Origin of the sequence: Fibrella aquatilis, from assembly GCF_017353255.1 — a bacterium.
Classification (GTDB): domain Bacteria; phylum Bacteroidota; class Bacteroidia; order Cytophagales; family Spirosomataceae; genus Fibrella; species Fibrella aquatilis.
Genome location: NZ_JAFMYU010000002.1, coordinates 313089 through 325684 on the forward strand (window position 1 = coordinate 313089; position 12596 = coordinate 325684).

The window sequence follows — 12596 nt, forward strand, 5'->3', positions numbered from 1 at the left end:
TTAATACGTTGGTCGGAAAATTAGCCCTTTTACCCCTAAAAGCCTATCGAAAACGTACTGTTGGTAGACGTAGATACATTAGGTTATCTGGTAAGGCCTTGTTTCCCTTTGGCTCACATTTGCCAACCCCGCCGCATCCGGGTGGTTTCTAGGTTAAAGTTTTGGCCTTTCGCCCGAATCCAATGCAACATGCGCCTGCCCCGTTGCCCAATCCGTTGTTGCCCTACGGCCCCGACCCCTGGGCAATCTGCCACAATGGCTATTACTACTACACCCACTCTACACGCACCAACCTGACCATCTGGAAGGTGAAAGAATTAGCCGACCTCCGCCCCGACAAAGGTAAAGTCGTTTGGCAGGCACCCGCCGCTGGCCCACTGTCGGCTAACGTTTGGGCACCCGAACTGCACTATCTGGAAGATGACACCGGCCGCCAGTGCTGGTATGTTTACTTCAGCGCCGCCGACAAAAAAACGCCCGACAGGGCACGGATGTGGGTGCTGGAAAATAAAGCCGATGACCCCACCGAGGGTACCTGGACAGTAAAAAGTGAACTGAAAACGCCCGACGACAAATGGGCTATCGACGGTACCGTGACGGAGGTAGGCGGGCGGCTTTACCTGGCCTGGTCGGGCTGGCCGGGCGACAAAAACGGGCAGCAGAATATTTACCTGTGCCGGTTGAAAAATCCGTGGACCTGTGTGGGCAAGCGGCTGTTGCTATCGGCGCCAACGCATCCCTGGGAACGCCACAGCCACGATCCTGACACCAGTAATCCGCGTAATAGCCTGAAAGTCAATGAGGCGCCTGCTTTTTTGAAACATGACGACCACCTGTTTCTGGCTTATTCAGCCAGTGGCTGCTGGACAGATCACTACGCCATAGGGCTGCTGATGGCCCCGTTAAACAGCGACCTGATGAACGCCGAATCGTGGACGAAACTGCCCGACCCGGTTTTTCAAACGTCAGTGCGTAATCATGTATATGGCCCCGGTCATGGGTGCTTTTTTCATACCGATACGGGGCAAACCTGGCTGCTGTACCACGCTAACCCCGGCCCCAATAAAGGCTGCGAAAACGAACGCACCCCCCGCCTGCAACGGATCCACTGGCACCGCAACGGCCTCCCCAATTTTGGGACACCAAGGAGGTGAAAGAGTGAGTAGTGAATGGCGAAAGAGTGAAAGAGTGGCTGCTGTAGTACAATACGTCACAGCAGCCACTCTTTCACTCTTTCGCCATTCACTACTCACTCTTTCACTAGTCAATTCACCCCCACCTGCGTGATGACCGACGTGTTGCTGTTGCCAATCTGGCTGACGTTGGCCACGTTGGGCACGTAGGGAGCCGAGCTGCCTGAGTTTTGGGTAATAGTCAGGGTGTTGTCGTTGCCGCGTTGTGTGGCGAAGCTGGAGCCAACACCCTGAATCAAGTTATTGTCGCCCCACTGCGAAGCCGTAGCCTTGTTGCGGTCACCTACCTGAAACAGTTTAGCCGTGTTGTTGCTGTACTCCTGAGTGATGGTGGCCTCGTTTTTATCTGACCTGCCAGACGCTGCACTTTCGCCCTGTACAATCCTGGCTACGTTGTTGTAGCCTGCCGTAGTAAGCTCGTTCTGCGTAATGGTGGCTTTATTGCCCGATGAAGGGCCGCTGCCGGTTTTTACCTGCTCGATAGAGGCCTTACCAGTAATTCCGTACTGCTTAATGGTGGCCACCCCGTATTCGTCGCGGTCTTGTGTAATGGATGCCTCTCCGTCGAAACCCTCTTGCAGAATGGTGCCTTTTGAATGATTGCTATTTTGCTTCTGCGTGATGGTGCCTTCGTTATCGTTCGCTGTTTGTGTGATCGTGGCCGTTCCATAGTCGCTGTTGAGTTGCCCAATCGTGGCCGTGGACCCGCTGCCCCCCGTCTGCTTGATCGTGCCCGTGTTGTAGCTGCTATAGTTTTGCTGGGTAATGAACGCGTCGTTGCCGCTGGATAGCTGAGTCACGTAGGCTTTGTTGTGGTCGCTGTGGTTTGTCTGCACCACCACGGCCCTGTCGTTAGACACGCCGGCCCCCGACGCCCCCTGTTTGATGACGGCATCGTTATTGTATGACGTATTCGACTGATTGACCGACGTCTGGCGGTTGTCGTCGCCATACTGATCGATTTCGCTGTAGTTCTTATACGACGTATTGTCCTGGTTGGTGAAGGTAAGCACGTTGTTGTTGCCCCGTTGCAGAATACTGCTCCAGTTACCCCCCGCCGTCCGCACACTGGCTGCCGAGGTGGTCCCCATTATGACCCCCGTACCCTGGCCGCTGGTGTTACTCTGCGAAATAGTGGCTTCGTTGCCCGTGCCACCGCCCTGCGTAATCAGCCCCTTGTTCGACTTGGCGCTGTTTTTTTGGTTAATGGCCGCGTAGTTGCCCGCCGACCCGGTACTGTTTTGCACCGTACCGGCGTAGTTGCCGTTGTTGGTGCCGCCCTGTTTGTCCTGTTCAATAACAGATTGCAGGTAGTTGCCCGTTTGCTGCTGGCTGGCCGACTGACTGTTGCCGTTCTGGTTGAGGATGGCGGTGTTGGTTTGGGCAAAAACTGTGGCCGAGAAGATGATCAGCGCTACGCCGGTGAGGAGTACTTTTTTCATAGTGATTGATTGGAAAAATGATGGTTAGAAAGGCTCCGAAAGAGCTGATACAAACCACGTTATGCCCCAATTCACCACCGTGCCACCAGCCCTTGCCCCTGTGCCAAAAACCATCACCGCCGTGCCAAAAAGAATCACCAGTATGCCAGATTAATGAGTGAATGAGTGAATAGCTTGGACTGGGACGCATAGTCTGTTGCGCGAGCATTTATATAAACACACGGCAAAGCCGTTCCAAACTATTCACTCATTAAATACGCTCATTGTAAATACTCCGCCGGGCCTTTGCCGAAGCGCTGCTGGTATTGCTGGGAAAAGTGGCTTACCTGCAAAAAGCCCACCCGGTGTGCCACCTGCTTCACCGACGATACCTGGCGGGTTTCCAATAATTGCCGTGCCTGCCGGAAGCGCGCCTCCGACACGTATTGGGCGGGGGTTAGACCCGTAAGTCGTTTAATGGCCCGGTAAAATGTGCGGCGGCTCATGTTCAGGGCGTCGGCCAGGTCATCGGCCACCAGATCAGCATGGACAAGCCGGGCTTCCGTTAGTTCCTCCAGCCGCTCCAGCCAGGCCAGATCATCGGCCGACACCATCGGCGCTGGGCGGGTTGCCTGTGCGGCCGTAACATACATCGCTGCTGTTGCCGGTGGTGGGTCAGCCATGTCAACCGTTGCCTGCCACTGCCGTTCGCGCTGGTTGTGCAGCAGGGCCGTTACGCGGGCGGTGAGTTCGGCTTCGTGAAAGGGTTTCAGCAGATAATCGTCCACCCCCAGCCGCAAGGCACGCAACTTGTCGGCCATATCGGTGCGGGCGGTGAGCATCATCACCGGAATGGTGCGGTAGGTGGCGTGGCGTTTCAGGGCTTCCAGCAGTTGAAAACCATCCATCACCGGCATCATAATGTCGGCAATGATGAGGGCGGGTGGCTGGGGCAACCCCGCCAGCAGGGTGAGCGCCGCCTGCCCGTGCGCGGCTGTCAGCACCCGCAATGACGGCGACAGCACGGTGGTCAGGTAGGTGCGCAGGCTGGCATTATCTTCTACTACCAGCACCGTCTCCCCGGCATGAGCAGCGGTCTCTACAGGTGCAGTGCGGGCCAAATGCGTCAGCAAAATACCCTCGGTAGCTTTCCAGGCGGGTGCTGGCTGTGGGTCCTGAATTGGCGTGTCGGGCAGCATGTCGGCGGGCACCTGTATAGCAAAGGTGCTACCCTTACCCCAGTCGCTATCGACCGAGATGCTGCCCTGCATAAGCCGCACCAGTTCCTGACAAAGAGCCAACCCAATGCCGGTGCCGCCTTCCAGTGGTGCATTAGGCTGGTTTGTCTGGAAATACCGCTCAAATACGTGGGGCAGGTCGTCGGGGTGAATGCCGCGCCCGGTGTCGCGCACCCGCCACCGGAGCTGGCTGGCCGTGTAGTCAACGGTCACGTCGACGATGCCGCCCGGCGGGGTAAACTTCACGGCATTGGCCACTAGGTTCTGAATCACCTGCCTCACCTTACCAGCATCGACCACTACCGTCAATGCCTCGTCGAAGGCCATGTCGAGCCGAAGCGTGATGCCCAACTGCTGAGCCTGTAGCTCGAAGGGCTGCACACAATCCTGAAAGAAGTAGCTCAGCCGAACGGGCTGTGGTTGCAACAGGAGCTTGCCCGCTTCCAACTTGGTTAGGTCCAGCAATTCGTTCACCAGCCCCAGCAGCTGATGGGCACTTTGGTTGGCGGTCTGGATCAGCTGCTCATCGTGGGTGTCAATCCGTTTGCGGCTCAGGATACTGCTCAGTGGCCCCATCACCAGCGTCAGGGGCGTACGCAGTTCATGCGACACGTTGGCGAAAAAACGGGTCTTGGCCTGATCCAGTTGCCGTAGTTCTTCGGCTTGCCGCTGCCGCAGGGCCAGCTCGTGGCGTTCGCGGGTGCGGGTGGTGCTCAACCGGACCAGGCCAAGTAGCCCCGACCCCAGCAGCAACGTATAAAGGGCGTAGGCCCACCCAGTAGCCCAAAACGGCGGGTGGATCACCACCGCCAGTTCTTTTAGCTGATGGCTCCACTGCCCTACCGAGTTGGCGGCATTTACCCGGAACGTGTAGGTGCCGGGGGGTAGTTTGGTGTAGCTGGCCGTAGGTAGTTTGCTGACGGTCCAGTCGGGGTCGTAGTTTCTGAGCTGGTAGCGGTAGGTGACCCGGTCGGGCTGGTGATAATTGAGGGCTGTGAAGCCTATGGTCAGGTAATTCTGGTCGTGGGTGAGCCGCAATTCGGGCAGGGTATTAAGCGGCTGGGGCAGTGGCGAATGTGGTCCAAACTGGTCTACTGGCTGGTTGTTGATGGCCAGGCTTGTAAGGGCTACCGCGGGTTTGGTGGTGTCGGGCTTTATGTGCGCAGGGTCCAGGAGCACCCAGCCTTTCACCCCGCCAAACGCCAGCCGACCGTCGGGTAGGCGCAGGTGGTGAAACCGGTTGAACTCATTGCCCGGCAACCCGTCCGACACGTCGAGCAGGAGTGTATTGTGGGTGCGGGGATTGAACCGGCAGAGGCCCTGGTTGGTGCTCAGCCACAAATACCCCTGCTGGTCGGCTACTACCGAATACACCACGTTATTGGGCAGGCCTTGCGCGGTTGTAAAGATGCGGTGCCGTTTTGTGCGTTTGTCAAAGCAAATCAGGCCGTTATAACTGCCAATCCAGAGCAGGTTGGCGCGGGTGGGGTCGCGCGTCAGTGTCAGCAGATGCGTTTCTGTCATTCGGTTTGGGCCGCTGTTGAACCGCACGAATCGGTACTGTTGGGTGGTCAGGTCATAGTGAAGCAGCCCGTGTTCGGTGGTGCTGATCCAGAGCTGGCCATCATCGGCCAGGATGTCGTTGGCGGCTACGGATGACTTTCGAATAAATCGCGCCGGAAACCGCCACTGATTCAAAAGAGTATCCAGCCGCAGCGGTATTCCCTTGCCAGACACCGTCCAGATGGTGCCCTGCGCCGTCACAGAAATACCCCGGATCGCGTGATCCACACTATCAACCGTGGTAGGCATGTTGGGCAGGCGGCGAACAGCCTGGGTGCGTGGGTCATACATGAGCAGCTCCTTTCCCAGGCCCAGATAAAGCTGCCCCGCCTGGTCGAAGCTGGAGCGAAACAGATAGGACGAAGGCAACGTAGTAACCGCAAACGACCAGTGAAATAGCTTGGGCAACGACAGCCCCAACCCCATTTGAACTGCATCGGCGCAGAACGTAGTTTGGTAAGCAAAGGACTGCATGGGCGCAGCGGCTAGATCGATCCGGTGCAGCCCCTGCGTGTTGCCACCCAGCCATACCACCCCCGACCGCGCCTGGCACAACGCCGTACATAAAATGTCTTTGGGCGCCGCCCCGCCCAGCGGTTGGTATTGCCAAACAGAGCGTAGCCCCTGCCGGTCTGTGTATTGGTACAGGGTAGTGCCCAATTGCACATACTCCAGCCCATCACCGCCCCTACAGAGCCAGGGATGCACCGTGGTTGGGTAGGGGCCAAACGGGACGGTACGGACTGTAGTTGGGTGGTTCGGGTCGATGATCCGCAGCCCAATCCGGTCGTTAACCATCAGCTCGCCGTTGGTACGCAGCACCGCCCCCACCCGGCTCCATATGGGTGTACCAGTATGACTGTCGGTCATCTGTAGCGCCAGGCGAGTGGACTGCACCGTACAGCGGCCCTGGGCGTTGGGGGGCGTGAGTCGATCCAGGCCGTGCGGCGAAACAGCCCAAATGTTTCCCTGCCGGTCGCCGGTAATGGCCTGAACCGTGTCGCTTTGCAGGCTGTTTTTGGCTCTTCTGTATCGGGTAACTAATTGTTGGTGAGCATCATACTGAAATATGCCTCGTCCGGCAATGCTGCCCCACAGGTTACCCTGCTGGTCTGTGTGCATGACGGCTCTCAAGGGTAGACCGCGCAGCGCTCGGGTCAGTTTGGAAAGATGCGTACACTGCCCGGTGCGGGTGTTGAAGCAGTCAAACTCACCGCTGTCATACTGTAGCCAAAGCTGGTTGGGTCCCGCTTTGGCCAGCAAAATGATGGTGTTGCGTAAGGGCGAGGCGGGGTTGTTGGCCTGGTGGTAAAACGGAACCATCTGCTGACCGTCGTAGCGGGCCAGGCCACCTAGGGTAGCGATCCAGATGAAGCCGTCGTCGTCTTCAATAATGCTGGAAACGAATGATTGAGGTAACCCCTGTTCCACGCCAATCTCCCGGTGGGGTAGCTGCCCCAGCAGGTGATCGTTTACTTGTCCATACAGCGGGTGGCAGCAGTACAGCAGGAAGTAACAATAGCCCGATAGTTGCCGTTGGGTAGAAGCAAGTAAAGCGTTCAGAAAACGGCGGATCATGGCGTCATCAATAAGCTATAATGTTACCATGATTACGCCCGGCTATCAACTAGATTTACTGGTAGGTAACACTAGCGTACGAATTGGCTTACCCGAATGGGTTGTCATAACCTACTGATCGGCTGCGCGTTGATTAGTGCTCTACTCGTTTGGTATGTTTATGATTAGCGGAATAAGAAATTGAATTATATGAAGAATGTTTACCTGTAACAGGTTAGTTATTAGCATTTTAATTTTTTGAAGATATAATTTTGCATCATAACCAAAATTGAAAATAGTCTATGGCCATTGCCAAACAGTTTCTGAAAAGTAAGCCTGTTGCTAAAGTAACGTTTGAACTTCCCGCCGAAGCGGTCAATGGTGCGAAGGTTGTTTCGCTCGTTGGCGAGTTCAATGACTGGGACGTAACTGCCCAGCCGCTGAAGAAGCAGAAAGACGGTTCGTTCAAGACTACGGTTGAATTGCCTATCGGCACGGAATATCAATACCGGTTCATCATCGACGGTACCACCTGGGAAAACGACTGGGCCGCCGACAAATACGTAGCCAGCCCTGTTTCAGTTGAAGAGAACTCGGTGGTGGTATTGTAATTAAGAATTAAGAATGCAGAATTAAGAATGGCTCTGCCTGACCGCATAGTAGTGATCAGGCAGAGCCATTCTTAATTCTGCATTCTTAATTCTTAATTATACTGCAAAGCTATCCGACTCCACGTAGGCCTTAATCAGGGCCATTTCGCCGGCGGCACCAGCCTGCGAGTTGCCGTGCTCCATCCCGAAAATAAACGACCGGTTGGTGGCTTTGGCTTTATCGTAGACGTGTTTGAAGATGTTTTTGTAGTTGATCTCGCCCGTGGTTGGCTCTTTCCGCCCAGGATTATCGCCAATCTGGAAATACCCGATCTCGTCCCACGCCCAGTCGATGTGGGGGATAATATGCCCTTCGTTCTTCTGCATATGATAGATGTCGAAGAGACTTTTGCAGGCGGGGCTGTTTACCGCCCGGCAGATCTCGTAGGTCTGGTCAGAGGTGCGTAGGAATAGGTTCGGTGTGTCGCTCAGCGCCTCCAGTACCATCACCAGCCCCGCCGGGGCCAGGATGTCGGCACCCCGACGCAGGGCGTCGATGACGTTACCCGTTTGAATGCCAATGGGTAGATTCCGCTCGAAATCGCCCGGCACCACGGTCATGAATTTCGCATTGCAGCGTTTGGCAGTATCCACGGCTCGTTTGCAGCCGTTCAGGAAAATGTCGATGTATTCCTTCTTGCCCGCTGCCAGCGTGTTTTGCCCGTTACCCCCCTTATCGACCACAAAAACGCCCATTTTAATACCCAGGCGGGCCATTTCGGCACCCATCTTCTCCTGCAACGCCGGGTCGCGGCCCATCATGCCGTTGTCTTCAAAGGCGGTAAAACCCTGGTCGGCCATGAACTTTAGCTGGTCGATGGGGTCTTTGCCCGCGCTGTTTTCAAACATCCCGATGTGGGGGGCATAGTCGAGCTTGAACTTGTTTTTTCCAGCCGTCAGCCGATCTGCCGAAGCTGGGCTGGCGGCCTGCACGGCCGATACACCGGCCAGGGTTGCGCCCGTGGTAGCGAGGGCCGTTTTCAAAAAATCACGACGTTGCGTCATAATAAGTTTAGGAGTAAAGAGTGGTTATAAGTTAGTCTCGCCATTATTTCTTCTTCAGCGTACTCAGGTACTCCACGAGGTCCACTAGTTCGGGGGTGGTCATGGCTTCCTGGAGACCGGCTGGCATCATCGACGAGTCGATCTGCTTGGTCGAGACCACGTTGGCGGTTTTGTAGTTCTGCACCAGCCCGCCGGGGAATTTCATTTGCAGGTCGGTTTCGGTTTTGCTGGAGATAATGCCCGTTACGGTGCTGCCGTCTTTGAACTTCACTTCGTAGCCCTCATAGCCAAAACTGATGCCCGCGTCGGGGTAGAGGATGGCCAGGTATTCACCGTCTTTGCCCAGTTTTGAGCCAATCTCGGATAGTTTGGGGCCGAAATCCATACCCTCGCCGTTGATCTGGTGGCAAACTGAGCAGTTGTTTTTATACACCAGTTGCCCCCGCGTGGCGTCGCCGTTCATGGCCAGCAATTCAGTCACGCTGGGCAGTTTTTTCGCCGACGTGGTCTGGGCACCGTCCAGGTATTTGGCGGCCTCGGTTTTCACACTCTTGCGCCAGGCAGAGGCCACGCCCTGGTAGGCCGCCGCCTTCAGTTCGCCTTTGAGCTGACCAGTCTTAAGCAGGTCAAGCACCATGTCTTCGCCGTCCATGCTCCCCCCCAACGACCGCGTAGCTTCGCGCCGAAGGACCATGGGCCGTTTTTCGTCCAGCGCCACCGTTTTCAGGATGCCCAGCGAAGCCACGCTACCCACCCGACGCAGGGCCATAATCATATTCATCGCAGCGTCGGCGTTAGCCGGCCCGCCAGACCGCCCGTTGATGGTTTCCATGACCAGGTCGGTTCCTTTTTGTTGCATCAGCAGCCGTGCGGCCTCCCGCCCAATATTGTCGCTGGGCTTCAGAATAGCCAGTTGCCGGAGGCGTACATTCTCCGTGGTTGGTTCATAGCGCTGCACCAACTCAACGTATTCGGGGGTGCCATAGGTCTGGTCGAGCAACTGTTGCAGGGCCTGCGTGGCACCGCTGCTGCTTTTCACAAAAGCCGGGTCGAGGTGGCGCAGGGCCAGTTTGGTGATGGCCTCATTGTGTTGTTGCCCAATGAGTTGCAACAACGCATTCGACTTTTCAACGCCGCCGGGATTAAAATCAAACGCCCGGAAATACCGCAGCCGGTCGTCCAGCGGCACGGTGGTTTCGCCCGCCAGTTTGGCCAGTAGCGGTACCGAGGCGGCGGTGCGTGCCCGCCAAACCACGTCGCGCCCACCGGCATTGGCGAGCGGGTCGTTATTCACCTGTTTCAGGTAAGCGGCGTAATAGCTATCCCACTGGTTGTCGGCCCCAATGCCCAGTGCCTCCAGGTACCAGCGGTCTTTGCCGTCGTGCTGTGCGGCCAGTTGTGCCCACAGGCCCGGCGCTTCGGCGGCCGTGTTGCGGCGTAGGGCAATAGCGCACTCGCGGCGGACTTGCGGGTCTTTGTCGTTAACCAGTTGTTTCACCGCCCCGATCACGTCGCCCTTGGTTTCGCGGATGGTGCGCAGGGCCGTGATCCGGATGTCGGGGTTGGCATCGGTCAGGGCCATGTCGGTGTATTTCTTACCCTTGCCCGGCAGTTGGCTCAGCAGCCAGAGGGCGCGGGCCTTCATACGGGGCGACGTGGCCGACTTGTAGAATTTGGCCAGGGGTTTTTCGGCTTTGTCGCCCAGGTTGTGCAGGGCCGTCCAGCCTATGTACCGCACCGACATATTGGGGCTTTGCAGGGCCGAAATAGCCCCATCTATTGTAGAAACGTCGGTTTTGGGTACGCTCCAGGCCGCGTTCTGTGGGGCCAGGCGGAAGATCCGGCCCCGGTCCTGATCGCCCGCCTGATGTCCACCCACGCCGGGGTCATACCAGTCGGCCACCAGCAGTGACCCGTCCGGGGCCACGCACACGTCCGACGGGCGGAACCACTGATCGCGCACGCCTTCTACCAGATTATTGATCGAGGCCGTATAGCCCGCACCCGCTTTTTCCACGGCGTATGACCGCACCACGTTTGGCCCGGCGTCGCAGTGGATAATCTGATTCTGGTAGCGGGCGGGTAGGAGTGAGCCTTCGTAGACAATGATGCCCGTGGGCGAACCGGCCCCCGTTTGCAGCAGGTTAGGCACCACGCCGGGGTCGTTGAGGTGCCAGTGACGTTGGGGAATGGTCTTTTCCAGGTTAGTGCGGTTGGCACTCCAGCCCGCGCCGGTCATTTCGTCGGTGTAGCCGTAGTTGCCGTACTCCATCACGTAGTTGATCCGTACGCCTTTGTTGCCGTCGTCGTCGTTGTCGCTCTGCCAGAGGGTGCCGTACGAGTCGATGGCCACTTCGAAATTGTTGCGGAAATTCTGGCCCAGCACCTCCATCTCGCTGCCGTCGGGGTTGCAGCGAAACACCATGCCCTGCCGGTAGCTGTTTTTGTCGATGGCCTTGCCCGTGTTGCGGTCGAAGATGGGCTTGCCGTTTTTGTCCTGAATTTGCCGCCCTTCGTTGCCGAAGTTGAAATACCACTTGCCGTCGGGGCCAAACACGAAGGCGTGCATGCCGTGGTCGTGCTGATCGCCGCTGAGGCCCGTAAACAGGATCTCTTTCTTGTCGGCCTTGTCGTCGCCGTCGGTGTCGGTAAACACCCAGACGTTGGGGCTGTCCGACACGATGGCTTTGTTGCCCTGCACCCAGATGCCCAGCGGCGATTGCAGTTCAGGACCCTGGTAGAACACCTTGCTCACGTCGGCGGTGCCGTCGCCGTTTTGGTCTTCCAGAATCACCACGCGGTCACCCTCCGTGTGGGTGGGGTTGCCGTTGATGGCTGGGCGGTAGTTGTAGGCCTCGCATACCCACACCCGCCCCCGCGCATCGACGTCGATGTTGGTGGGGTTTTTCAGCATAGGTTCGGCGGCAAACAGCGTGGCGTGCAGGTCGGGCGCTACCTGAAGGCTGGCCACGGCGTTTTTGGGGTCGTGCTTATCGTCGTCGGAGAGGGTGGCGAAGAAGCCGTTCAGAAACGGAGCCGATGCCCGGCTGAGGTCGCGGTTGAGGTAGGCCCCCATAAACAGCCCTCCCGTTAATACACCGGCGGTGAGGACGGCGGCCGTGGTTTGCCGGATGGTCCGTTTCGTGCGTAACTGTATCATAGCTGTGAAAGACAGTGTGTTTATTGGCTAAAGGGTAGTGTGAGCCAATTTTAACTGGTACCAGCACAATTACGTTACTCGAACCTTGGTCAGCTAGGTATACAGTTGTGTCATCAGCCCAGCATATTGAAAATGTTGGGCAAGTCGTCGCGGTAGGAAATGCCAATCGGGATTTTCATTTCGTCAATATAAAACGTGTTCTGGCTATAGCTAGAGATGTGATTTAGGTTGACAATGAATGACTTATGCACCCGACGGAAATAGCGGTTCGGTAAGCGCTTTTCCAGCACCATAATGGGTTCATTCACCACCACTATTTTGTCGTTGCTGTGAATCTTTGAATAAATACCGTACGCTTCGACGTAGTCGATGCTATCAAAAGAAAATTTGTTCAGTCGCCGCCCCACTTTCAGGAAAATAGATTCATTTACGGTGACACTTTCTTTGTCAATAGCGATACCCATTGCCCGGTTGATACCCCGCAGGAATCGGCTCTTGGTGAATGGCTTAGGTAAGAAATCGGCCACGTCCATATCATAGCAGTCTACGGCATACTGGTTGTGGGCACTCATCACCACCACCGGTGGTAGCCGTCGGTTAGTGTTTAACAGATCTAAACTGTTGGTGCCGTTTAATTCAACATCAAGAAAAATTAAATCAAAAGGTTGGTGTAACATCATGCGGGCAGCCTGCGTGTAGGTAGACGCAATGCTTACTTCGCTATACAGTGTGAGTTCAGTCAGGTATTGTTTAATCAATAGGGCGGTAGATTCTGAATCTTCAACAACCAGACATCGGTACGTTTCCAT

The 12596-nt window shown here is 56.4% G+C and carries 7 protein-coding genes; 2 read left to right on the top strand and 5 right to left on the bottom strand.

The window, feature by feature from the left end; genetic code table 11:
- The first annotated feature begins 182 nt into the window (after window positions 1–182).
- Window positions 183–1154, top strand: coding sequence for a glycoside hydrolase family 43 protein (locus J2I48_RS03675; RefSeq protein ID WP_207334038.1), 972 nt, complete (start codon window positions 183–185; stop codon window positions 1152–1154).
- A 110-nt stretch (window positions 1155–1264) separates the two neighbouring features.
- On the opposite strand, the gene J2I48_RS03680 is transcribed toward J2I48_RS03675, so the two are convergent.
- Both J2I48_RS03680 and J2I48_RS03685 read right to left on the bottom strand, forming a co-directional pair.
- Window positions 1265–2635, bottom strand: coding sequence for a hypothetical protein (locus J2I48_RS03680; RefSeq protein ID WP_207334039.1), 1371 nt, complete (start codon window positions 2633–2635; stop codon window positions 1265–1267).
- Between the two features lie 260 nt (window positions 2636–2895).
- Window positions 2896–6993, bottom strand: coding sequence for an ATP-binding protein (locus J2I48_RS03685; protein WP_207334040.1), 4098 nt, complete (start codon window positions 6991–6993; stop codon window positions 2896–2898).
- A gap of 281 nt (window positions 6994–7274) precedes the next feature.
- Here J2I48_RS03685 and J2I48_RS03690 point away from each other — a divergent pair, with 281 nt between their 5' ends.
- Window positions 7275–7583, top strand: a complete 309-nt coding sequence (locus tag J2I48_RS03690; RefSeq protein ID WP_207334041.1) for an isoamylase early set domain-containing protein — start codon at window positions 7275–7277, stop codon at window positions 7581–7583.
- Window positions 7584–7679: 96 nt separating this feature from the next.
- Here J2I48_RS03690 and J2I48_RS03695 read toward each other — a convergent pair whose 3' ends face one another.
- The 3 genes from J2I48_RS03695 to J2I48_RS03705 all read right to left on the bottom strand — a co-directional run bounded on the left by J2I48_RS03695 (window position 7680) and on the right by J2I48_RS03705 (window position 12596).
- Entirely contained in the window at window positions 7680–8627 is a 948-nt protein-coding gene (locus J2I48_RS03695; protein WP_207334042.1) for a hydroxypyruvate isomerase family protein, read from the bottom strand.
- Between the two features lie 43 nt (window positions 8628–8670).
- On the bottom strand, window positions 8671–11787 hold the full coding sequence (locus J2I48_RS03700) for a PVC-type heme-binding CxxCH protein (RefSeq protein WP_207334043.1): 3117 nt from the start codon (window positions 11785–11787) through the stop codon (window positions 8671–8673).
- A gap of 113 nt (window positions 11788–11900) precedes the next feature.
- Window positions 11901–12596 (bottom strand): LytR/AlgR family response regulator transcription factor, encoded by a 696-nt coding sequence (locus J2I48_RS03705; protein ID WP_207334044.1) that lies wholly within the window; start codon window positions 12594–12596, stop codon window positions 11901–11903.

What these genes read in the sequence shown, in the direction of transcription:
- J2I48_RS03675 (WP_207334038.1), top strand. Translation starts at nt 183, where the DNA reads ATGCAACATGCGCCTGCCCCGTTGCCCAATCCGTTGTTGCCCTACGGC.
- J2I48_RS03680 (WP_207334039.1), bottom strand. Translation starts at nt 2,635, where the DNA reads ATGAAAAAAGTACTCCTCACCGGCGTAGCGCTGATCATCTTCTCGGCC.
- J2I48_RS03685 (WP_207334040.1), bottom strand. Translation starts at nt 6,993, where the DNA reads ATGATCCGCCGTTTTCTGAACGCTTTACTTGCTTCTACCCAACGGCAA.
- J2I48_RS03690 (WP_207334041.1), top strand. Translation starts at nt 7,275, where the DNA reads ATGGCCATTGCCAAACAGTTTCTGAAAAGTAAGCCTGTTGCTAAAGTA.
- J2I48_RS03695 (WP_207334042.1), bottom strand. Translation starts at nt 8,627, where the DNA reads ATGACGCAACGTCGTGATTTTTTGAAAACGGCCCTCGCTACCACGGGC.
- J2I48_RS03700 (WP_207334043.1), bottom strand. Translation starts at nt 11,787, where the DNA reads ATGATACAGTTACGCACGAAACGGACCATCCGGCAAACCACGGCCGCC.
- J2I48_RS03705 (WP_207334044.1), bottom strand. Translation starts at nt 12,596, where the DNA reads ATGGAAACGTACCGATGTCTGGTTGTTGAAGATTCAGAATCTACCGCC.